The sequence below is a fragment of the Tessaracoccus oleiagri genome, assembly GCF_900103275.1.
GTDB lineage: Bacteria > Actinomycetota > Actinomycetes > Propionibacteriales > Propionibacteriaceae > Arachnia > Arachnia oleiagri.
The window spans coordinates 813,289-835,002 of record NZ_FNGP01000001.1; the positions used below are offsets into that span (position 1 = coordinate 813,289).

23 protein-coding genes, 1 pseudogene and 1 riboswitch are annotated in these 21,714 nt (G+C 68.5%); of the genes and pseudogenes, 16 read left to right on the plus strand and 8 right to left on the minus strand.

The features are described from left to right. The first annotated feature begins 76 nt into the window (after positions 1 to 76). Genes BLR46_RS03700 through BLR46_RS03710 form a run of 3 tightly spaced genes read left to right on the plus strand, consistent with a single transcriptional unit; the run spans position 77 to position 2,371 of the window. Positions 77 to 577, plus strand: coding sequence for a hypothetical protein (locus tag BLR46_RS03700; RefSeq protein WP_093248986.1), 501 nt, complete (start codon positions 77 to 79; stop codon positions 575 to 577). A gap of 40 nt (positions 578 to 617) precedes the next feature. After that, complete coding sequence (locus BLR46_RS03705; protein ID WP_093248987.1) at positions 618 to 1,220, plus strand: DsbA family protein; 603 nt, start codon at positions 618 to 620, stop codon at positions 1,218 to 1,220. Positions 1,221 to 1,276: 56 nt separating this feature from the next. Then, positions 1,277 to 2,371 (plus strand): baeRF3 domain-containing protein, encoded by a 1,095-nt coding sequence (locus tag BLR46_RS03710; protein ID WP_093248988.1) that lies wholly within the window; start codon positions 1,277 to 1,279, stop codon positions 2,369 to 2,371. 70 nt (positions 2,372 to 2,441) lie between these two features. On the opposite strand, the gene BLR46_RS03715 is transcribed toward BLR46_RS03710, so the two are convergent. Then, positions 2,442 to 4,100: a DUF885 domain-containing protein gene (locus tag BLR46_RS03715; protein ID WP_093248989.1), complete on the minus strand. Its 1,659-nt coding sequence runs from the start codon at positions 4,098 to 4,100 to the stop codon at positions 2,442 to 2,444. Positions 4,101 to 4,125: 25 nt separating this feature from the next. Next, a complete protein-coding gene (locus BLR46_RS03720; protein WP_093248990.1) occupies positions 4,126 to 4,527 on the minus strand; it encodes a DoxX family protein in 402 nt (133 codons plus the stop codon). A 50-nt stretch (positions 4,528 to 4,577) separates the two neighbouring features. Further along, positions 4,578 to 4,641, plus strand: a riboswitch (guanidine-III (ykkC-III) riboswitch). A gap of 34 nt (positions 4,642 to 4,675) precedes the next feature. Between BLR46_RS03720 and BLR46_RS03725 the strand changes: the two genes are divergently transcribed. Further along, the gene (locus tag BLR46_RS03725; protein WP_093248991.1) at positions 4,676 to 4,990 is read left to right on the plus strand and encodes a DMT family transporter; all 315 of its coding nucleotides are present in this window, start codon (positions 4,676 to 4,678) and stop codon (positions 4,988 to 4,990) included. Continuing rightward, positions 4,987 to 5,358: a DMT family transporter gene (locus BLR46_RS03730; RefSeq protein WP_093248993.1), complete on the plus strand. Its 372-nt coding sequence runs from the start codon at positions 4,987 to 4,989 to the stop codon at positions 5,356 to 5,358. Before BLR46_RS03725 ends, BLR46_RS03730 begins: the two co-directional genes overlap by 4 nt. On the opposite strand, the gene BLR46_RS03735 is transcribed toward BLR46_RS03730, so the two are convergent. After that, a complete protein-coding gene (locus BLR46_RS03735) occupies positions 5,316 to 6,230 on the minus strand; it encodes a ribokinase (RefSeq protein ID WP_093248994.1) in 915 nt (304 codons plus the stop codon). The genes BLR46_RS03730 and BLR46_RS03735 overlap by 43 nt on opposite strands. 143 nt (positions 6,231 to 6,373) lie before the next feature. Between BLR46_RS03735 and BLR46_RS03740 the strand changes: the two genes are divergently transcribed. Genes BLR46_RS03740 through BLR46_RS03770 form a run of 7 tightly spaced genes read left to right on the plus strand, consistent with a single transcriptional unit; the run spans position 6,374 to position 11,869 of the window. Continuing rightward, positions 6,374 to 7,429, plus strand: coding sequence for a LacI family DNA-binding transcriptional regulator (locus BLR46_RS03740; protein WP_093248995.1), 1,056 nt, complete (start codon positions 6,374 to 6,376; stop codon positions 7,427 to 7,429). After that, positions 7,426 to 8,397: a nucleoside hydrolase gene (locus BLR46_RS03745; RefSeq protein ID WP_093248997.1), complete on the plus strand. Its 972-nt coding sequence runs from the start codon at positions 7,426 to 7,428 to the stop codon at positions 8,395 to 8,397. Before BLR46_RS03740 ends, BLR46_RS03745 begins: the two co-directional genes overlap by 4 nt. A gap of 34 nt (positions 8,398 to 8,431) precedes the next feature. After that, positions 8,432 to 9,094 (plus strand): hypothetical protein, encoded by a 663-nt coding sequence (locus BLR46_RS03750; protein WP_093248998.1) that lies wholly within the window; start codon positions 8,432 to 8,434, stop codon positions 9,092 to 9,094. Between the two features lie 44 nt (positions 9,095 to 9,138). Beyond that, positions 9,139 to 9,912, plus strand: coding sequence for an energy-coupling factor transporter transmembrane component T (locus BLR46_RS03755; protein ID WP_093249000.1), 774 nt, complete (start codon positions 9,139 to 9,141; stop codon positions 9,910 to 9,912). Next, positions 9,909 to 10,766, plus strand: a complete 858-nt coding sequence (locus BLR46_RS03760; protein WP_176761644.1) for an energy-coupling factor ABC transporter ATP-binding protein — start codon at positions 9,909 to 9,911, stop codon at positions 10,764 to 10,766. Before BLR46_RS03755 ends, BLR46_RS03760 begins: the two co-directional genes overlap by 4 nt. Further along, positions 10,766 to 11,569, plus strand: coding sequence for an energy-coupling factor ABC transporter ATP-binding protein (locus BLR46_RS03765; protein WP_093249003.1), 804 nt, complete (start codon positions 10,766 to 10,768; stop codon positions 11,567 to 11,569). Before BLR46_RS03760 ends, BLR46_RS03765 begins: the two co-directional genes overlap by 1 nt. Positions 11,570 to 11,593: 24 nt before the next feature. After that, positions 11,594 to 11,869, plus strand: coding sequence for a hypothetical protein (locus BLR46_RS03770; protein ID WP_143008202.1), 276 nt, complete (start codon positions 11,594 to 11,596; stop codon positions 11,867 to 11,869). Positions 11,870 to 11,945: 76 nt separating this feature from the next. On the opposite strand, the pseudogene BLR46_RS15400 reads toward BLR46_RS03770, so the two are convergent. Next, positions 11,946 to 12,911, minus strand: a pseudogene (locus tag BLR46_RS15400) (sugar phosphate isomerase/epimerase family protein). Between the two features lie 68 nt (positions 12,912 to 12,979). Between BLR46_RS15400 and BLR46_RS03780 the strand changes: the two are divergent. From BLR46_RS03780 to BLR46_RS03795, 4 genes are all read left to right on the plus strand, one after another. Further along, positions 12,980 to 14,029 carry a Gfo/Idh/MocA family oxidoreductase gene (locus BLR46_RS03780; RefSeq protein ID WP_093249006.1) on the plus strand — a complete coding sequence of 350 codons (1,050 nt, stop codon included), beginning with the start codon at positions 12,980 to 12,982 and terminating at the stop codon, positions 14,027 to 14,029. Positions 14,030 to 14,127: 98 nt separating this feature from the next. Continuing rightward, positions 14,128 to 15,108: a sugar ABC transporter substrate-binding protein gene (locus BLR46_RS03785; protein WP_176761645.1), complete on the plus strand. Its 981-nt coding sequence runs from the start codon at positions 14,128 to 14,130 to the stop codon at positions 15,106 to 15,108. A gap of 88 nt (positions 15,109 to 15,196) precedes the next feature. Continuing rightward, on the plus strand, positions 15,197 to 16,699 hold the full coding sequence (locus tag BLR46_RS03790) for a sugar ABC transporter ATP-binding protein (protein ID WP_093249010.1): 1,503 nt from the start codon (positions 15,197 to 15,199) through the stop codon (positions 16,697 to 16,699). After that, the gene (locus BLR46_RS03795; RefSeq protein WP_218118307.1) at positions 16,696 to 17,697 is read left to right on the plus strand and encodes an ABC transporter permease; all 1,002 of its coding nucleotides are present in this window, start codon (positions 16,696 to 16,698) and stop codon (positions 17,695 to 17,697) included. The genes BLR46_RS03790 and BLR46_RS03795 overlap by 4 nt, the downstream gene beginning before the upstream one ends. A gap of 70 nt (positions 17,698 to 17,767) precedes the next feature. Here BLR46_RS03795 and BLR46_RS03800 read toward each other — a convergent pair whose 3' ends face one another. The 4 genes from BLR46_RS03800 to BLR46_RS03815 form a co-directional block, all read right to left on the minus strand. Continuing rightward, positions 17,768 to 18,796, minus strand: coding sequence for a Gfo/Idh/MocA family protein (locus BLR46_RS03800; protein ID WP_093249013.1), 1,029 nt, complete (start codon positions 18,794 to 18,796; stop codon positions 17,768 to 17,770). 71 nt (positions 18,797 to 18,867) lie between these two features. Then, positions 18,868 to 20,088, minus strand: coding sequence for a YibE/F family protein (locus BLR46_RS03805; protein WP_093249015.1), 1,221 nt, complete (start codon positions 20,086 to 20,088; stop codon positions 18,868 to 18,870). Positions 20,089 to 20,134: 46 nt separating this feature from the next. Further along, positions 20,135 to 20,998 carry a 2-oxo acid dehydrogenase subunit E2 gene (locus BLR46_RS03810; RefSeq protein ID WP_093249016.1) on the minus strand — a complete coding sequence of 288 codons (864 nt, stop codon included), beginning with the start codon at positions 20,996 to 20,998 and terminating at the stop codon, positions 20,135 to 20,137. 64 nt (positions 20,999 to 21,062) lie between these two features. Beyond that, positions 21,063 to 21,689, minus strand: a complete 627-nt coding sequence (locus BLR46_RS03815) for a phosphatase PAP2-related protein (protein ID WP_093249018.1) — start codon at positions 21,687 to 21,689, stop codon at positions 21,063 to 21,065. Positions 21,690 to 21,714: the final 25 nt, after the last annotated feature.

The following is a 21,714-nucleotide window of genomic DNA, read 5'->3' on the forward strand; positions in this document are numbered from 1 at the left end:
GGTAGTGGTGCCCGGTGCCGATGCCCCGGGGTCGCGGTCTACTCTTGACCAGAACCGTCGACAAAGGAGTGGACACATGCCGTTCTTCATGCGCAAGGCCCAGGAATGGCCCGACCCGCCCGCCGTGCGCGGCCCGGCCTGGACCCCCGAGGACGGACTCAAGCTGCCCCACCCGCCCATCCCCGAGAACATGGGGAAGCTGGCGGAGGTCGTGATGAAGGGGGCGTGGGAGATGCACCGCGTCGACCTCGACCACAGCCTCGAGTCGCTCAGCTGGCTGGACCAGCTCCTCAACTCCTTCGGGACGGAGGGGTCGCGTCCGCTCGCGCAGATGGTGCTCTGCTCCGGGGCGTACATCGGGGAGTGCCTCGTCAGGGAGCACGGCTTCGAGTGGGTGGTGTTCCCGAACGACGTGGCGCGGGAGTTCCGCTTCTCCACCGGCATCCAGTCGGGCGGGGTGCGTGGCAACCCGCTGGGGCTCGCGTTCGACATCGTCGACCACGGCTATCCCGAGTACAGCGCGGCCACCGCGGCGAGGCACCTCGTCGCCCGGGCGAGGTCCGAGGAGGGCACCTGAATCCCGTCTGCCGCTTGAGCCGATGTGGTGAGATGAGGGCATGACGACGCAAGTTGATTTCTGGTTCGATCCCACCTGCCCCTGGGCTTGGATGACGTCCCGCTGGATGCTCGAAGTCGAGAAGGTCCGCGACGTGAAGACCACCTTCCACGTGATGAGCCTCGCGGTCCTCAATGATGGCCGGGACCTCCCGGAGGGCTACCGGAAGTTGATGGACGACGCCTGGGCCCCCGCCCGTGCGGCGCTCCTCGTCGAGCAGCGCCACGGCTCCGAGAAGCTGCGCGAGTTCTACACCGCGATCGGCACCCGCTTCCACCCCGGCGAGGCGCCCAAGTCGATCGAGACGCTGAAGGCCGCACTCGACGAGGTGGGCGCCGACCCCGACATCGCCGACATCGCGCAGACCGACCAGATCGACGACGACCTGCGCCGCTCGCACCACGAGGGCATGGACCCCGTGGGCGACGAGGTCGGCACCCCGGTCCTGCGCGTCAATGGCATGAGCCTGTTCGGGCCGGTCATCTCCCCGGCACCGAAGGGCGAGGAGGCCGGCGACCTGTTCGACGGGTTCGTGAAGGTCACCGCCTACCCGGGCTTCTACGAGCTGAAGCGCACCCGCACGGTCGGGCCCATCTTCGACTGATCGTCCCCCGTAGCGGGCCGGTTCGTTAGATTGGTTAGTCATCGAGGGAGAGGTTCATGACGCAACAGACAGTTCCGAACATCGACATCATCGACAGCGATTTCCTGCAGGAGGCCACCTCCCGCAGCGGCCCCTGGGTGTCGATCTACCTGCCCACGCACCGCACCGGCCGCGAGGTGCTCGCCGGGCGCTCCCAGCTGAACAACCTGCTGAAGCTCGCCGAGAAGCAACTCGCGGAGCAGGGCCACGACCAGCAGCAACTCCTGTCGGAGGTGCGCTCCCGGACGGAGGCGCACGAGTTCTGGCAGAACCAGTCCGACGGGCTCGCGGTGTTCGCCGCCCCCGGTTACACACGGCTGTTCCGGCTGCCGGTCGAGTTGCCGGACGAGGTGTCGGTGGGTGACTGCCCCCGACTGGCGCCGATCGCCCCGCTGTTGTCCGGGAGCGGCCAGTACTACGTCCTGGCGCTGAGCAACCACTCGGTGCGGCTGTTCGAGGCCACCCGCACGTCCATCGGCGAGGTGGGCCTGGGCGACACCCCCCGCAGCGTCGACGACCTCGGCTTCGACGACGACCCGCAGCGCGCCCACATGCAGTCCATGCCGCGCGCGCCCCAGGGCGTCGCGGGCCACGGCGGCGAGCCGCGCCTGGACGAGGTCGCCACGGAGCAGTTGTTCCGCGCCGTCTCCGACGGCGTGTCCAAGGTCCTCGGCAATTCGAAGGCGCCCATCGTCCTGGCCTCGGTCGCGGAGCACCACTCGGCGTTCAAATCGGTCAGCCAGCTGAACGTGCTGGACGACATCGTCGCGGGCAACCCCGACAACCTCAGCGCCAAGGAGCTCTACGAGGCGGCCCGACCGATCGCCAAGGCGATGGTGACGAAGCGCAACCAGGAACTCGCCGACCAGTTCAACTCCCTCGTCGGAGGCGGCAAGGGGAGCGACGACCGGGAGCTCATCGCCCGCGCCGCGCAGGAGGGCAGGGTCGACACGCTCCTGCTGACCCGCCAGCCGTCGCGCGTCGACGGGCAGCCGGACCTGGTGGACGACCCGGTGGACGCCATCATCGTCGACGTCTTCCGCAATTCCGGCTCGGTCGTCGTCCTCGACGACGACGGCGCCGCCCCGGTCAGGGCGATCTTCCGCTACTGACCGACCCCACACGACGGATCAGGGTCCCGCGCCACTTCGGCACGGGACCCTGATCTTCGTTCTCGGTCGCTCAGCGCAGCAGCGCGTCGCGGAGCACGTCGAGGCCGACGGATCCCACGTCGAGCGCGCGACGGTGGAAGCGCTTCAGGTCGAACGACTCCCCCTCGCGGCGGGCGACCTCGTCGCGCAGGTCCTCCCAGAGCCGCTGCCCGATCTTGTAGGCGGGGGCCTGGCCGGCCCAGCCGTAGTAGCGGTCCAGCTCGAAGCGCAGGAAGTCCTCGGCGGCGAAGGCGTTGGCGTTCAGGAACTCCCACGCCCGGTCGTGGTTCCACCTGCCGCCGTCGGGGTGCTCGAGGTCGAGGTGGACGCCGAGGTCCAGCACGACGCGGGCGGCGCGCATCCGCTGCCCGTCGAGCATGCCCATGTAGTCGCCTGGGTCGTCGAGGTGACCGAGGTCGCGCATCAGCCGCTCGGCGTACAGGGCCCAGCCCTCGCCGTGCCCGGAGACCCAGCACACGTTGCGGCGCCACTTGTTGAGCAGGCCGGCCCGGTAGACGGTCTGGGCGATCTGGAGGTGGTGGCCCGGGACGCCCTCGTGGTAGACCGTGGTCTTCTCGAGCCAGGTGGTGAACGTCTCGACGCCTTCGGGGACCGACCACCACATGCGGCCGGGACGCGAGAAGTCGTCGGTGGGGCCGGTGTAGTAGATGCCGCCGGTGGCGGTGGGGGCGATGCAGCACTCGAGGGCGCGGACGGGGTCGGGGATGTCGAACTGCGTGCCGGCCAGCTCCGCGACCGCGGCGTCGGACGTCGCCTGCATCCACTCGCGCAGCGCCTCGGTGCCGTGCAGCTGCCGGGCGGGGTCGGCGTTGAGGATCGCGATGGCCTGTTCGACGGTGGTGCCAGGCCCACCGATGCGGGCGGCGACCTGTTCCTGCTCGGCCACGATGCGGGCGAGCTCGGCCTTGCCCCACTCGTACGTCTCGTCGAAGTCGATCGTCGCGCCCAGGAAGCGGCGGGACAGGCGCGCGTAGCGCTCGCGTCCGACGGCGTCCTCCTGCTGGCCGTGCGGGGCCAGTTCGCGCAGGCCCTCGGCGAGCCGGCCGTAGGCGGCTGCCGCGTGCCGGGCGCCCTCCTCCAGCGTCGCCTTGAGCGACGGGGGCAGCTCGGCCTCCCCGGCGCGGGCGCCGGCGGCGAAGGTGGTCCAGAAGCCGTCCTGGGCGGCGAGCTCCTCCGCCTGGGCGATGCCGATCTCGAACTGGCGCACCGCTGGCCGCGGCGACCGAGCGGCACGGAGGCTGACGAGGTACGACTCGACCGCGCCCTCGACCGCGTGCATGCGCGCGGCGATGTTCTCCCAGTGCTCGACCGTGTCGGTGGCCATCAGGTCGAAGACGTCGCGGATCCCCTGGAGCGGGGAGGCGATGTTGTTGAGGTCGGCGAGGTCCTCGCCGGATTCGTGCAGTTCGAGTTCGAGCCCGAGCCGCTCCAACATCGCGGCGCGGGTGACCTCGTCGACGGCATCGACGACGGGCGCCTCGGCCACGCGGCGGAGGGTAGCGCGGTTGAGGTCGGCGACGGCGGCCAGCCCCTCGGGGGAGAAGTCCTCGAGGAGGTGGTCGTGGCCGGGCACGCCGAGTTCGGTGGCGAGCGTCGGGTAGAGCTTGACGAGCTCGTCTACGTACTCGTCGGCGACGGTGTCGAGAGGTGAGTGGGGGCGTTGCGTCATGAGGCGCAACGCTACTCCTTCTGGATCAGGACTTCCGCTTGGCCTTGCCGGTGACGACGACGCTGATGAGCGCGCTGATGAGGCCGAGGTTCTTGAGGAACTGGATCTGGTTCATCTTGCGCTTGGGCTCCTCGTCGTCGTTCCAGAACGAGTGGCCGGCGAGCGTCGTGGGGACCAGCGTCCCGATCAGGGTGAGCGCGGCGAGGCGGGGGAGGATGCCGAGTGACAGGGCAGCACCGGCCGCGGCCATCGCGGCGCCGTTGACCTGCACGAGCGTGGCGGCCTCGGTCTCGTCGAGGTCGATGTTGAACTTCTTCATGAACCGCTGCGCGATCGCGGTGCGGGGTCCGGGCTCCTTCGCCGCCTCGGCGCCGCCGACGACGAAGATGCCGGAGAGCAGTGAGCGGGTGAGAAATCCGATAGCCATGTCGATAAGCCTTCCAGAAGGGGGTTCGGGTCCAGTGTAGGCCGTTGCTAGACTGGGCTGCGGCTTCTGCCCCGGACGACGGATCAGTACCCGGTTACGACAAGACTGGCCAGCTTTCACACGAATGTTGACTTGTCAGGAGTGATCCATGGACTGGGTGATCCTCATCGCGTCGGGCGTGCTCGAGGCGGTCTGGGCGTCGGCGCTCGGGGCATCCAACGGTTTCAAGCGGCGGGGGCCCACGCTGCTCTTCCTGGTGGCCGCGCCCCTGTCCCTGGTCGGACTGGGGCTCGCGCTCGCGACCCTGCCGACCGGCACCGCCTACGCGATCTGGACCGCGACGGGCGCGTCGCTCACCGTGGCGTGGGCGATGCTGCGAGGGCACGAGGCGGTGAGCGTACCGAAGATCCTGCTCATCGTCGGGATCATCAGCTGCGTCGTCGGGCTGAAGGTGATCGCATGACGAGGGCCTGGGCGATCCTGCTGGGGAGCGCGGTGCTGGAGGCCGTGTGGGCCAACGCGCTGTCGGCGAGCGAGGGCTTCACCCGGCTGTGGCCGAGTGTGCTGTTCGTCGTGGCGACGGTCCTCTCCACCGTCGGGCTCGCCATCGCGATGAAGTCGATCCCGACGGGCACCGCCTACGCCGTCTGGACCTCCGTCGGGACCGTGCTGACCGTCGCCTACTCGGTGTCGACCGGCGCCGAGGAGATCTCGTGGGTGAAGGTGCTGCTGCTCGTCGGCATCGTCGGGTGCGTCGTCGGGCTGAAGATCCTCGACGCGCCCGCCCGTCAGGCGGGGAGCTCGGGGAGCGGGTCGGCGGTCGTCGGGTAGGAGGTCTGCGCGCCCTTCCGGGTGCACGCGAACGCGCCCACCCGGGAGGCGTAACGGGCCGCGTCGACGAGCGTCGCCCCCTCGGCCAGACCCTTCACGAGCGCGCCGACGAACGCGTCGCCCGCGCCAGTCGAGTCCACCACGTCCACCTTCGCCGACGGGATCGCAGCGGCGCCGCCCGAGCCGTCGTGGACGATCGAGCCGCGGCTGCCCAGCGTCATGACCACCGAGCGGCAGCCCGCGGCGACCAACCCGTCGACGATCGCCTCGTCCGTCGAGTCCGCGGCGTCCCGGCCCGTCAACATCCGTAGCGCGAGCCTTCCCTCGTGCTCGTTGACGACGAGGGGATCGGCCCTGCGCAGGACCTCGCGTGGCACCTCCGTCACCGGGGCGAGGTTGAAGACCAGGCGGCCGGCGACCAGTTCGGCGGCGCGCTCGATCCCGGAGACTGGGATCTCCGCCTGCATCACGACCACGTCCGCTTCCCGCACGACGTCCGCGGCTTCCTCGACCATCGCGGCGTCCATGAGCGCGTTGGCGCCGGGCGCGACGATGATCGTGTTCTCCCCGCGCTCGTCCACCACGACGATCGCCAGCCCGGTCGGCGCGTCGGTGCGACGGATGCGGCTGCGGTCGACGGCGCTGGCCGCCAGCCGCTCCAGAGCGACCTCGGCGTTCGCGTCGTTGCCGACGGCGCCCACCATGGTCACGTTCGCGCCCAGACTCGCCGCAGCGACGGCCTGGTTCGCCCCCTTGCCGCCGGGGGAGTACACCACGTCCGAGCCGTGGAGCGTCTCCCCCGGCAACGGGTGGCGCTCGACGTCCACTGCGAGGTCGGCGTTGATCGAACCCACGATGACTACCTGCGACATGCGGGCGGTCTCCTTTCAGGGGCCACCAGGACCAGTCAGTTCCGGAGGCAATTTGTGTCCTGAGTATTGACACACCTTTTGAAGCTGTGCCAACTTACTCCCTAAGAGTAATGTAAACGTTTTCACAAGGAGGTGAAAAGTCGATGAAGATCGTCACCGTCCGAGACGTCGCCAAGCTGGCAGGCGTGTCGCTCGCAACGGTGTCGCGAGTCCTCAACGGAACCGCGGCGGTCAGCGAAGGTGTCCGCACGAGGGTCCTCGCGGCCGTTGACGACCTCGGCTACGTTCCCTCCCTCAGTGCCAGGAGCCTGCGCGCGACGAGAACCGAGACGATCGGCGTCGTCCTGCCGGACCTGCGCAACCCCTTCTTCCCCACGCTGATCAGCGAGGCGATCCAGGCCGCGAACGAGCTCGGGCACTCAGTCATTACGGCAGCTTCGGTGCGGCCGGTCGAGGAGGCGCTCTGGCTCGCCAAACGCCGGGCCATCGACGGACTCGTGCTGGTCGATGCAGACCGCACGGGCGGCGCCCCGAGCGAGGAACTGGCCTCGCTCGTGCCCGTGGTGGCGTTCGACCGTGTGCCCCGTGTGTCGGGTGTGGAGACCTACCAGGTGGACAACTACTTGGGCGCCCGACGGGTCACGGCGCTCCTCCTCCGCTCCGGTGGCCGCCGGTTCGCACACATCGCTGGACCGCTGGAACTGGACGTTTCCGCAGACCGCCTGCGGGGCATGCGCGACGAGCTCGCGGCGAACGGCGTCGACGATGTGCAGATCGTCGAGGGCGACTTCAGCGAGGAGTCCGGCGAACGCCAGTTTGGCGCGTTGCTCGCGTCGTCGACGGCCCCCGACGCCGTCTTCGCCGGCAACGACCTGATGGCCATCGGCGCCATGCGCGAGGCGGCCCAACAAGGGCTGCGGATCCCGGAGGACCTGCAGGTCGCAGGCTTCGACGGGCTGGTTTTGGGCGAGTACGTCACGCCCGGGCTTACCACCTACGAGCAGCCCGCCGCCGAGATCGCCCGCGCTGCGGTCAACCGCCTCCTCGAACTCATCGCAGCTCCACAGGCTCGCGCCTCCGCACCCGAGGTGCACCGCATCGAGGGCACCCTCGTGGCACGAGGCTCCACACGCGTGCTCGATGAGCACGACATGCACGAACTAGGAGCGGTTTCCGCTCGGAGAGGACCTCGCCCATGAGGATCATCCTGGACACGGACCCCGGGGTCGACGACGCCATAGCCCTCTTGTTCGCGCTGCGTCATCCCGGGATCACCCTGGACGCGGTCACGACCGTGGCGGGCAACGTGGAACTCGAGCACACGACCCGCAACGCGCTGGGAATCCTGCAACTGGCCGGTGCCACCGACGTGCCGGTACACGTAGGTTCCGGGCGCCGGTTCTCGGAACTTGGCAGCCGTGCCTCCGACGCACACGGGGACACGGGGCTCGGGGGCGTGTCGCTACCCATCGATGCGATCGCGCCCAGCGGGGACCATGCCGCGCAGTTCATCGTCGACCACACGGCCGCCCATCCCGGCGAGGTGACGCTCCTCGCGGTCGGGCCGCTCGGCAACGTCGCGGAGGCGCTCGAGATCGACCCCACGCTCCCGGCGCGAGTCCCCGAGTTGATGATCATGGGCGGCGCAGAAGGCACCGGCAACATCACCCCGTCGGCGGAATTCAACTTCTGGCACGACCCCGGTGCCGCGAAGGTCGTGTTCGAGGCCGGCTTCGCGAAGATCTCGATGGTCGGGCTGGATGCCACCGGACAGGTGTTCATGTCTCCCGGGGCCCGGGAACTGCTGCGCCATATCGACGACCCGCTGGCGAAGTTCATGTTCGACATCACCGAGCAGTACGCCGACTTCTACTGGCAGCGCCGTCGCCTGGTCGGCGCGGAACTCTGCGACGCTCTCGCGGCCATGGCACTCGTGGACCGCGACATCACGGGATGGGTGGACGCGCACGTCGAGATCTGTGACGAGGGCCTGTGTGCCGGCCGCTCCGTCGTCGCCCGGACCGAGCGCTACCGGGATCGCACCGCCAATGCCGCCGTCGCCACGACGGTTAGGACCCAGGAGTTCTTCGAAGTGCTCCTGACCACCCTGTTCCCCGCCTACACGACGGATATTCAACGCGTTCTCCAACACGAATACCGTCCCTGACCCTCCGATTTCCGTATCCAGGAAAGGAACCCCCATGTCATTCGTCGAATCCATCAAGAAGGATTTCTCCTTGATGGCCATCCTGCTCATCCCCATGGCCGTCGCCATCAACTTCGTCGGCGGTTCGCTCGCGCTGGCCCTGAAGCTGCCCGTGTACCTCGACTCGATCGGCACGTTCATCGTCGCCATGCTGGCGGGGCCGTGGGTCGGTGCCGTCACCGGTGCGATCAGCCTCCTCACGGTCTCCATCACGGATCCGACCTCGTTGCCATGGACGATGCTCGCGGCCTTTATGGGCGCCTTCGTCGGCTGGATGGCCCGCCGCCGCATGTTCACCAACTGGTGGAAGATCGCCATCGCGACCCTTCTCGTCATCATCGGCTCTGTCTTGGCCGTGGTCGCGATCCGCTACATCGTCTTCGGCGGCTTCTCGAGCCATGTCTCCTCGGCGATCGCGGCCGGCCTCATCGCGGCGGGATTCCCGTTCTGGTTCGCCCAGATGTCCTCGTCCTTCGTGTTGGAACTGCCCGACAAGGTGCTCACCGTCCTCATCGCGGTCCTGGTGATCCGGGCGATCTCCGACCGCTACCTGCTGAAGTTCTCCAACGGCAGGATCTTCGTCGACGCAAGGCGCGCCCGCCGTGATGCGAAACGCGGCGTCGAGGCGCCGACCGCGGACGCCGCTCCGCACGCCTGACCAACCACCCGACCAACCACCAACCAAACCGAAGGAGGCCTCCCATGGCTGATGGACTGACCAGTCCGCCGGAACCCAACCGGCTGCTGGCGCTGCACCCGTTCACACAGGTCGGCATCGCCGCCGTCCTCGCAGTCGCGGGAGGCCTCTTCAGTTGGCCGATCGGGCTGGCCGTCGCAGCGGCGTGCTTCGCGCTCGCGGCGACGGCCGGCAAGCTCGGGCCCTTCTTCAAGATCTGGTGGAAGACGATTCTGATCCTCAGCGGGATCATCCTCCTCCTGCAGACCTTCTTCATAGGCGGTGAGACGCCACTCGTCGAGTGGTGGATCTTCACCGGTACTGAGGAGGGCTTCCAGCGCGGGCTCTCGTTCGCTGGTCGCGTCATCGGCGTCGGCTCGGCGGTGCTCCTGCTGGTCACCCTGCTCGACATCAACCGACTCGTGCTCGCGCTCGAACAGCGGGGCGTGAACCCGCGGGTCACCTACATCATCATGGCGACGGCCAACATCATTCCCGAGATGGGCAAGCAGATGAACGTAATCATGGATGCCCAGCGGGCGCGGGGCATCGAGACGGACGCCAACATGTGGGTGCGGGCGCAGGCGTTCGTGCCCACCATCGGGCCGCTCCTGCTCAGTTCCATCGTCGGTGTGGAGGAGAAGGCCCTCACCCTCGAGTCGAGGGGCTTCTCCATCAAGGGGAAGAGGACCAGCCTCCACGACCTCGACGACCCCGCATGGGAGCGGAAGCTCCGTCTCGTGCTCATCCTCGCCATTGTGGCGCTGTTCATCGGAGGGATCCTGCTGTGGGTGTTGTGACGATCAATGACCTGACCTTCACGCATGAAGGGTCCGAGACGGGACCATCGCTCGTCGACATCAACCTCGACATCGAACGCGGCGAGTTCGTCTCGATCATCGGGGCCAACGGGGCGGGCAAGACGTCCCTCTGCAACGCGATCCGGGGGTTCATCCCACACCTGTTCAAGGGCGAGCTGACCGGCGAGGTGCGCATCGACGGGCAGCCGGTCACCGAGGAGTCCTTCCCCGAACTGGCGCGACAGGTGGGGTTCGTCTTCCAGAACCCGTTCACGCAGATGACGGGCACGACGACGACCGTCTACGACGAACTCGCCTACGGCCTCGGCAACCTCGGCGTGCCGCGGGACGAGATGCGCCGCCGGGTCGACGCCATGGTGGACATGGCCCACCTGGAGCCGCTCGTCGAGCGGCACCCGTTCCAGTTGTCCGGCGGGCAGCAGCAGCGCGTGGCCCTGGCCTCGATCCTCGTCATGGGTCAGCCGATCCTCGTGATCGACGAGCCGACCTCGCAGCTGGACCCGAAGTCCACCGACGACATCTTCGAACTGATCGAGAACATGAAGGACCGCGGGATCACGATCGTCCTGGTCGAGCACAAGATGGAACACGTCGCCCGGTACTCGGATCGCGTCATCCTGATGGACGACGCCCGCATCGTCGCCGAGGGGACGCCAGCCGAGGTGTTCAACGACCCGCGCACGGAGGCGCTGGGGACTCGGTTGCCGCAGCCGCTCTTCGTCGCGAGGGCCCTGCGGGAGCGGGGTCTGCCGGTCACCGGCCGCGAGCTCACGCTGGAGGAACTCGTCGAGCACCTCCGCGCCGGCGCCATTAACGGGAAGGAAGGACGCTGATGGCCTACATCGAAGTCAGTGAGGCGACTCACACGTACCCGAATGGCGTCGAGGCCATCAAGGGGGTGTCGTTCGCGGCCGGGCTGGGGGAGTCCGTGGCGATCATCGGGCAGAACGGCGCGGGCAAGACCACGTTGGTCAAGATGCTCAACGGACTGCTCAAACCCACTTCCGGTGAGGTCCGCATCGACGGGGTGAGCACCCGCGAGCGCACACCGGCCCAGACGGCGCGCCGCGTCGGCTACGTCTTCCAGAACCCCGACGACCAGATCTTCAACAACACCGTGGCAGCGGAGGTGGGCTATGCCCTGAAGCGGCTCGACCTCGATGAGGCCGAGCGCGAGCGGCGGGTCGCCGAGGCGCTCGAACGCTGCGGGCTGGCGGCCGACGCTGAGATGAACCCCTACGACCTCCCGCTCAGCGTGCGCAAGTTCATCACGCTCGCGTCGGTGCTGGCCGTCGATACCGACGTGATGATCTTCGACGAACCGACCGCCGGCCAAGACCTCGCCGGGCTCAACCGGATTGCCGAGATCATCGAGTACTGCCAGGCGCGAGGGAAGATCATCATCACCATCACGCACGACATGGAGTTCGTCGCGCAGAACTTCTCGCGCATCGTCGTCATGGCCAACGGCCGCATCGTCGCCGAGGGCAATGCCGACGCGATCTTCCACGACACAGAGGCGATGCAGGCGGCCAGGCTCAACCAGCCCATCGTGCCCGCTCTGGCCGCGGCCCTGGGGCACCCTGAGATCGGGCTGGACCTAGACCAGCTGGCTGAGGCGCTGAGACGAGGTTAGACGCTCCCATGGGAGAGTGGTGCCATGCCGAAGCGTGAAATCACCCCCATGCAGGTTCCCGGCGAGGAGCGCGCCGTGCTCTGGCTCACCGCGGTCGGGCACCTCCCGAAGGGGACGGTCGTGAAGGCGCCGGGCACGCTCGGCCCGCTGATGGAGTACGGCGTGCTGGAGGCGATCACCGTCGACAGCGGCGGCGTCACCACTTGGCTGGCGGAGCCCCACACCTGGACCGACCACGGCCCGAGGATCCGCGACGCCGTGCGCCTGGCGGTCGACCTCGAGGGCTGGGAGACGGCCTAGAGCAATAAGGATCCTGATCACCGTGGCCTGGACCACGGAAATCAGGATCTCAAGCGCGAGGTCGCGGGCCGATCGGTCAGACTTCGGCGGGCACCCAGTCGGGAGCCTGCCGGAAGATGGCCGGCCCCAGGATGTCGACGGCGCGGCGGATGCCTTCCTCGCCGCTCACGATCATGTCCTCGTGCTCGATGCTGAGCGGTCCCTCGTAGCCCACCGACCGAAGGGCGTAGACGAAGTCCCGCCAGAACGTTGCGCCGCCCGCGTGGCCCTGGCCCAGGGTCACGTAGTTCCACGACCGCTCCCGCGCCTCCGCCGGCGTCAAGGGGTCGAGCAGGCCGTTGACCGCGTTGCGACGCGGCTCGATCCGGACGTCCTTGGCGTGGACGTGGGCGATCGACGAGCCGAGGTCCTCGACCACGGCGAGGATGTCGCAGCCCTGCCACATGAGGTGCGACGGGTCCAGGTTGGCGCCCACCACGTCGTCGCCGACGGCGTCCTGCAGGCGGTGGAACGAGGCGGGGTTGTGGACGAGTTGTCGGCCGTGCATCTCCACGGCCAGCCGCACCCCCAGGCGACGGGCGAGCCCGGCCAGGTCCTCCCAGTACGGCAGCGCGACCTTCTCCTACTGGTAGCGCAGGATCTCGACCGCCTCGGGCGGCCAGGACGACGTGATCCAGTTCGGGAAGCGATCGCCCCGCGCGCCCGGCAGCCCGGACATCAGCACCACCGTCGGCACCCCCATGTCCGCCGCCACCTCGATCGTCCGGCGCACCACGCGGTCGTGCTCCTCGCCCTCGATGGGGTGGAGCTGGTTGCCGTTCGCGTTGAGCGCCAGCAGTTCCAGTCCGCGGTCCTCGATCGCCCGCACCAGCCGCTTGCGCGCGTCGGGGCTGCCGCGCAGCTCGTCGAGTTCCAGGTGCGGGGCCTCGGACCAGTTCCCGGTGGCCAGCTCGATGCCGTCCACGCCCAGCTCGGAGGCGAACTCCAGCACCTCGTCGAACGACTTCCTGCCCACCCCGTCGGTGAGGAATCCCAGCTTCATGTACACGCGCTCCTTCGCACTCGATCTGCTATATGTTAGGACAAAACACTCTCGACGAGGAGACGGGCATGCAGGAACTGCGGGTGGGCATCGTGGGTGCCGGCGCGATCGGCGCCGACCACGCGAGGAGGATCACCGAGCGCACGAGCGGCGCCAAGGTGGTCGCGGTCGTCGACCCCAACGAGGAGCGCGCACGCGAGGTCGCCGCCATCGCCGGCGGGGCCGACGTCCTCACCGCCGTCGACGCGCTCATCGCAACCGAGCGCGTCGACGCCGTCATGATCTGTTCCCCGGGACGCTTCCATGAGGCGGCCCTGCTGCCGGCGCTCCAGGCGCGGTTGCCCATCTTCTGCGAGAAGCCGCTCACCCCCGACTCCGCGTCTGGCGAGCGGGTGCTGGAAGCCGAGCAGCGGCTCGACCGTCCGCACATCCAGGTCGGGTTCATGCGCCGCTTCGACGCCGAGTACATGCGGCTGCGCGAGCTCGTCGCCTCCGCCGACGCGGGGGAGCTCCTGATGATCCACGCCGCCCACCGCAACGCACGCCCGACCAACCCCGAGTACGTCCAACAGAACCTGATCGACGACTCCGTGGTCCACGAGTTCGACGTACTCAGCTGGGTGGCGGGCTCGCCGGTGCGCTCGGTCACCGTCCGGCAGGGACGGCGCAACAGCCTCTCGCTGCCGCACCTCCACGAGCCGATCCTCGTGCTGATGGAACTGGACAACGGCGTCCTCGTCGACGTGGAGATGAACGTCAGTGCCCAGTTCGGCTACCAGGTCACGACCGAGGCCGTCTTCGAGAAGGGCGTGGCCCGAATCGGCCAGCCCTCCGGTCTGGAGCTGTGGCAGGAGGGTGCGTTCCGCAAGGCCGAGCACACCTACTACGACACGCGCTTTGCGCAGGCCTTCGACACCGAGGTGCAGCGCTGGGTGAACGCGGTGCGCGACGGCCGGCTCGTCGACGGCCCGAACGCCTGGGACGGCTTCCAGGTGGCGCTCGCCTGCGAGGCGGGCGTCGAGGCCCTGCGTACGGGACGCACGGTGGACGTGCGCCCCGCCACCATTCCCGAGTTCTACGCCCCGCGCGTCAGCCCTGCGTCGTCGACTTTGTCTTGACAACTTCGCGAAAGCGCGCCTATGTTTTACCCAGTGACTTCTGGAAGTTGTCCGTCGTTGATGACGGAACAGGGGCACGATGATCCATGGAGGAATCAATGAAGAAGACTCTCATCGCAGCGGTCTCCGTCGTGAGCCTCGCTCTCTCCGCCTGCAGCATGGGCGCGAGCGAGCCTGGGGCAGGGAACACCGGGGGTTCCGCAGCCGGGGGCGACGATGACATCAAGGTCGGCGTCATCCTCAAGACGCTGTCGAGCGAGTACTGGAGCTACGTCGCCGCCGGCGTCGAAGCCGCCAGCGAGGAGCTCGGCGTCGACGTGCAGCTGCAGGGCGCGGCCTCCGAGACCGCGTACGACGAGCAGAACAACATGATCGAGACCATGCTCGCCGACAACTCGCTCGACGCGCTCGTCATCGCTCCGCTCCAGCCGGACTCCGTCGTCTCCGTCCTCGGCGACACCGAGAAGCCGATCCTCTTCGTCGACACCGACGCCCCGTACGACGCCAAGGTGTCTTACATCGGCACCGGCAACAAGGTCGCCGCCCAGTCCGGTGGCGAGGCCGCGGCCGAGCTCGCCGGTGAGGGCGCCACCGCCGCGTGGATCGGCGGCGTCCAGGGCAACACCACGAGCGACGAGCGCGAGGCCGGCTTCATCGAGGGTCTCAAGTCCGGCGGCGTCGAGGTGACCGTCAAGCAGTACGCCGACGGTCTCGCCGACAAGGCGTCGTCCGTCATGGAGAACGTCCTCACCAGCAACCCCGACCTGAAGGTCGTCGTCGCCAACAACGACGAGATGGCCGCCGGTGCGGCGCGCGCGGCCGAGGCCGCGGGCAAGGACCTCGTCATCTTCGGCTTCGACGGCATCCAGGCCGGCGTGCAGAACGTGATCGACGGCACCGTCGCCGGCACCGTCGCCCAGGACCCCTACGGCATGGGCTACAAGGCCGTCGAGGCCGCCATCGCCGCCGCCAAGGGCGAGACCGTCGAGGAGTTCATCGACACGGGCTCCACCGTCATCACGCAGGAGAACGCCGAGGAGTACCTCGCCACCCTGCGCGAGCAGCTCGGCGAGGGCTGATCCCGCACCTGACTCAGGTTCAATCCGAAGGGGTGCCACCGCACTTCGGTGGCACCCCTTCACCATCACCCACGAGGGAGAGGGAGAAATGGGCCCAATTGTCGAGCTCAAGGGCGTGACGAAGAAGTTCCCCGGCGTCGTCGCGATGCGTGAGATGGGGATCCAGATCGAGCCCGGCGAGGTCCACGGTCTCATCGGCGAGAACGGTGCGGGCAAGTCGACGCTCATCAAGGTGCTCACCGGCGTGTACCAGCCGGAAGAGGGCGAGATCTACGTCCAGGGCGAGCGCCAGAAGTTCCACAACCCGCAGGACGCGCAGGACGCCGGCATCGCCTGCGTCTACCAGGAACTCAACATCATCAAGCAGTTGTCGCTGACCGACAACATCTTCCTGAACCAGACCATCAAGAACAACGTCGGCCTCCTCGACTACAAGACGATGCACGCGAGGGCCACCGAGGTGCTCGATTCGATGGGCATCAAGGTGGACGTCACGAAGCAGGCCGGCCTGTTCGGCATGGGCGTGCTGCAGATGGTCGAGATCGCGAAGGCGCTGCTCCGCGACGCGAAGCTCATCATCATGGACGAGCCCACCTCGAGCCTCGGCGAGAGCGAGGTCGACCAGCTGATGCGCGTCGTCCGCGACCTGCGCGAGCGGGGCGTGGCAATCCTCTTCGTCTCCCACAAGCTGGAAGAGCTCTTCGAGCTCTGCGACCGCGTCACGGTGATGCGCGACGGTGAGCACATCCTCACCGAGCCCATCGAGACGATGGACAACGACAAGCTGATCCGCGCCATGGTCGGCCGCAGCGTCGACAAGCAGTTCCCGAAGCACGTGGGCCAGCCGGGCGAGGTCGCCCTGCGGTTCGACAACGTCACCTCGGTGGGCACCATCAAGAACGTCAGCTTCGAGGCACGCTACGGCGAGATCCTCGGCTTCGCGGGCCTGGTCGGCGCCGGACGCACCGAGACGATGCGCGCCATCTTCGGCGACCTGCCGATCGACAGGGGCACCGTCTACCTCGACGGCAAGCCGGTGAAGGTCCGCACGCCGCGCGACGCGGTGAGCAAGGGCATCGCCTTCGTCACCGAGGACCGCAAGGGCCAGGGCCTGGTGCTGAACCAGTCCATCGCCGACAACCTGATCATGTCGTCGTACAAGACCGTGGCGCCCGGCGGCTGGCTGCAGCCCGCGAAGGTGAAGGAGGTCTCGGACCGCAACATCCAGTCGCTGCGGATCAAGACCCCCGACGCGCGCAACCTCGTCGGCAAGCTCAGCGGTGGCAACCAGCAGAAGGTGGTCATCGGCAAGTGGATGAACTCGGCGTCGAACATCTTCATCTTCGACGAGCCCACCCGCGGCATCGACGTCGGCGCCAAGGTCGAGGTCTACAACATCATGAACGACCTGGTCTCGCAGGGTAAGTGCGTGATCATGGTTTCCTCCGAGTTGCCGGAGGTGCTCGGTATGAGCGACCGCGTGATTGTCATGCGCGGTGGAGAAGTAATGGCGGAGATCAACCGTGACGAGCCTGACTTCAATGAGGACGACATCATGAAGGCCGCATGGGGAGAACGGAAAGAACAGTGAACAACAAACGATTCGCAGGCATCCTTAGGGCCCTCGCCCCGCTGCTGGCACTGGTGATCCTGATCGTGGTCATGACCCTGATCACGCCGGAGTTCGCCACGGTGAACAACTCCATGAACGTGCTGCGGCAGACCGCCGTCAACGGGTTCCTGGCCGCCGGCATGCTGCTGACGCTGATCACCGCGGGCATCGACCTGTCGGTGGGCACGAACGCGATCCTGAGCGCCGCGGCCATGGCCTTCCTCATGGTGGCCTTCGGCATCACCAACCCGTTCGTCCTGCTGCTGATGGCGCTCGTGACCGGCACCGTCGTCGGCTTCGTCAACGGCGTCCTGCTCACGAAACTGCAGCTGCCGCACCCCTTCGTCTCGACGCTGGGCATGAAGTACGTGCTCGCCGGCCTGGCGCTGTTCATCCTCGCCACGCGCACCGTCTCCGGCTTCCCCGAGGGCGTCACCGCGCTCGGCTCCGCGGACCTCCTCAAGGGCGGCGGCTTCAACGGCTTCCCCGTCTCCTTCATCGCCATGCTGGTGCTGTTCGTGATCATCCACTTCCTGCTCAACCGCACCGCGCTCGGCCGCTCCATCTACGCCGTCGGCGGCAACCCCGAGGCGACGCGCCTGTCCGGCATCAACACCGACCGCGTCCTGATCTTCGTCTACAGCGCCGCGGGCTTCTGCGCCGCACTGGCGGGCATCGTCATCGTCGGCCGCTCCGGTGTGGCCAACCCGTCCGCGGGCATGTCGGGCAACTACGAGACCGACGCGATCGCGGCCTGCATCATCGGTGGCGCCTCGTTCACCGGCGGCAAGGGCACCATCTGGGGCACACTCATCGGCGCCCTGATGATCTCCGTCATCCGCAACGGCCTCACGCTGATGAACGCCCAGTCCGACGTCCAGTTCATGGTCATCGGCGCGGTCATCATCATCGCCGTCGCGATCGACGTCCGCCGCAACGCCTCCGAGGAGAAGCGCCGCCGCCTCGCGATGGCCTGATCCGCGAAGAAGACCCAAGAGGGCGCCTCCCGGCCGGGAGGCGCCCTCTTCGCGTCGCCGCGATGGTGCGTCAGGCGATCTCGTCGACCCGCACCGGCCGGTGCTCGTCGCGTGACCGGTTGCAGGCGAGCGCGATGCGCAGCGCCTGGACGGCGTCGGCGGCCGTGCACGCACCGGGCTGGCCGATCATGGGGTTGCGCAGGAAGTGGTCCAGTTCCCGCTCGTAGCAGGGCCGGAACCGCTCGATGAAGTCGAACCAGGCGTCCTCCGGCGGGTACGCGACGCCGTCCTCCACGGACCGCAGGGGCGCCTTGTTGTCGAGGCCCACGTTGGCGGCGCCGTCCGTGCCCATCACGTCGAGGCGGACGTCGTAGCCCTGCCCGTTGTAGCGCGAGGCCTGCACGCTGCCGACCGTCCCGTCGTCGAACGTGACGAGCGTGACGGCGTCGGAGAAGTCGTTGGACTCGGCGAAGATCGCGCGGCCGCGCGCGGCGCCCGTCGAGTAGACCTCCACGATCTCCCGCCCCAGCACCCAGCGGAGAATGTCGAAGTCGTGGGCGTTGCAGTCGACGAAGATCCCGCCGGAGGTGGGCACGAACTCGTCGGCCGGCGGGAACGGGTCGGCGGTCACCGCGTGGATGCGGCGCACCTCGCCGAGTTCGCCCGACTCCACGAGCGCCTTCGCGCGGGTGTAGCCGGTGTCGAAGCGGCGGTGGAACCCGATGTGGTGCGGCAGCCCGGCCGCCTCGAGGGCTCGCTGCGCACGCACCGCGTCGTCGAGCGTCATGGCGATCGGCTTCTCGCAGTACGTCGGCAGCCCGATCTCGGCCGCCCGCACCAGGAGGTCGGCGTGCGTCGAGGTGCTCGTCGCGATCACCAGGCCCTCGAGGCCGAGCGGGTTGGCGGCGTCGAGGACCTGCTCGATGGGGGCGTGCTCGCAGCCCAACTCGGCGGCGGCCTGGGCGGCGCGCTCCGCCGACACGTCGGCCAGCACGAGCTCCTTCACCAGCGGGTGCTGCACCAGCAAGCGGGCGTGCATCACCCCGATGCGCCCCACGCCGAGCAGCGCGATGCGGAAGGGGCGAACTTCGTCGTTCATGGTCGTCCTTTTGTCATGACAATACGGTTGCGACCACGATAGCGCCTCGCTCCCGGCGCGCGCGAGGGCGTCTACTCGCCGGGCAACGCGGCGCGGGCCGGCGCCACGCCCTCGACCCTCGCCGGGCCCACAGTGAGGGCGGCGATCGCGGTGGTCAGCGGCACGCTGAGGATGAGCCCGATCGACGAGCCGAGTGTGCGGACGATCTCCGAGGCGAACAGTTCCTGGTTGAGGGTGCCGAGCACGTCGTCGGTGGTGAAGTAGACCAGCATGATCACCACCAGTGCGCTGCCCGCGTAGGCGAACACGATCGTGTAGATGGTCGACGCGATGTGGTCGCGCCCGATGCGCATGCCGGAGGCGAAGATCTCGCGACGGGTCAGGTGCGGCGCCGCGGCGCGCAGCTCGAACACGGCGGACGACTGGGTGATGGTGGTGTCGTTGAGCACGCCCAGGCCGCCGATGATGATGGCCGCGATCAGGAGTTCCTGGAAGTTGATCCCGCCGGCCAGCTGCTGCAGGTCCATCTCGGTCTCGTCGGCGAACCCCGTCAGCCGAGCGGCCTCCACGCTGAGCGCTCCGAGCCCCGCGGTGACCGCCAGCCCGAGCATCGTCCCCGCCAGTGCCGTCGACGTGCGCGTCGAGATCCCGTGGGCGAGATACAGCACCACGAACATGATCGCGGTCGACCCCACGAGCGCGACGGCGATCCCCGGCTTGCCGAGCAGGATGCCCGGGATGATGAAGCCGATCAGCACGCCGCCGGCCACCACGAGGCCGAGGAGCGCGAACAGCCCCTTCCACCGCGCCACCGCCAGCACGGCCGCGACGAAGAGCAGCCCCAGCGCGATGAACACCGGCGTCCGGTCGATGCTCTTGTAGGAGTAGAGCGGCCCGTCGGGGGTCTCGATCCGGGTGATGTCGATCTGGTCGCCGACGCGCAGCCCCGCCTGCGTCGGCGGGCCGGTGACCTGCACGTCGGCCTGTCGGCCGGCGTCGGGGCCGCCCTCGATGTCGACGGTGAAGACCAGGCACTGGAGGGTGCCGACGTCCGGGTCGAACTGCCCCTCGCAGGACTCCTCGACGGCCGTGATCGTCCCGGTCGTGTCGACGATGCCGGCGGGCGTCTCGACGTGGTGGATCCCGTCGGCGATCTCCGCCTGGGTGGGCCACAGCCAGATGAGCCCGGCCAGCGTCAGCACGGCCAGCACGGCGAGGAACCCGAAGAGGATCCGCTTGGCGAGCGTCCCGACCTCGACGTGGACGTCGTCGTGGCTGTGCGAGTGACCCATGGTCAGCAGCGTACCCGCGACCGTCGGCGGCGGCCCCGCACCGGGCTCAGTCGCCGGGCCGCAGCAGCGCGTCGGGCTCGTCGAACATGCGCTGCAGCAGCTGTGCCGACCTGACGAGGTAGAAGCCGTCGGTGACCCGCTCGTCGATCGTGTAGACGACGCGCACCTGCCGCCGCGCGGTGATCGTCCCGTCCTCGTCGACGACCGCTTCGGGCCGGATCGTGCCGAGCGCGACGAACACGCTCGCCGTCCCGCGCAGGTAGAGGTGGTGGAACGGCGCGTCGGCCTGCAGCGAGCCGAGGTTGACGACGTAGGCGCTCGCGTAGACGGGGATCGCCTCCTGCAGCACCCTCGGCATCATGTTGAGGCTGTCCAGCGTCCAGGCGATGCGCGCCACGGCGGCGAGCACCGGCCCGGGCAGCCGGACGAACGCGTTGATCAGCTTGTCGGTGTCGCTGTTGTCGAACCTTCGGGCCCGGGTCAGGGCCTCGTTGACCCGCGTGCGCACCTCGTCCAGCGTCTCGGTTCCCGTGAACGAGATCTGCACCTGCTCCTCGTCCGCCTCATCGGTCATGGCGCGCTTGACGGTGAACGAGAACGAGATGTCGCGGTGCTCGTAGGTGCGCCGCCCGGAGATGAAGCGGTTGAGCTCCGGCCGCTGGCGGTAGAGCCGCGCGAACGCGGTGAGGAACACGTGGAAGAACTTCACCCGGTCCTCGGGCGGACGCCCCTCGTTGAGGCGCTCCAGCCACGGCGCCATGACCTCGAGATCCAGCTGTTGCGGGTAGTACAGCGCCGCCTCGAGCCGGGTCGTCATCAGGTGGGGCACCACCCGCCGCATCGCCGGCAGTTCCTCGACGAGCCGACCGTCCCGCCGGCTCCGGATCGGCCTGCCTCCGGTGAAGAACATCCGCGTCCCTCCGCACCGCCCGGCCCCCGTGGCCCGGCTGGCCCCAGCCTAGGGGCCTCGCGACTCAGCGTCCGGTAGCCGCGACGATCGGGGCGAACAACCGCCCGGACTGCCACACGTGCACGACGAAGTAGCTGAGCAGCATGCCGCCGACGATGTCGATGGAGTAGTGCCCGCGCGCCAGCAGCATGCCCGCGACCATGAGCGCGACCATCGCCCACTGCGTCCGCCGCTCCCAGCGCCGGTCGGCGGGGGTGAGCATGGCCAGCAGCACCGCGACGCCGACGTGTCCCGACGGGAACATGCCGTACTGCTGCACCTCGAACACGAACGGGCCCTCCCCCTGGGCGGGCGCGAGCGGGGTGAGCACCATGATCAGCGCCCTGAGCAGGTACATCAGCGCGAACGGGGCCAACACCGCGGGGGTCCGGGACAGATTGCGGCGAAGCACCCCGAAGACGAACAGCCCGAAGCCGATCACGAGCGCGACGACCGTGAGCCACTTCGCCGGCCCGACGTAGGGCAGGAGTTCGAACAGCAGGTCGTCGGGGCGCGCAGCGTCCGCGAACCTCGACACGATCAGCTGGTTGCCCAGCACGGTGGCGGCCGCCGCGAGCAGGCCGAGGCCGACGACCACGCCCCACGCGGCGAGCCCGGACCGCGGCGCGGCCTCGTCGGATGTGCTCCCCATGGCCGGGGAGCCTAGCAGCGCACCG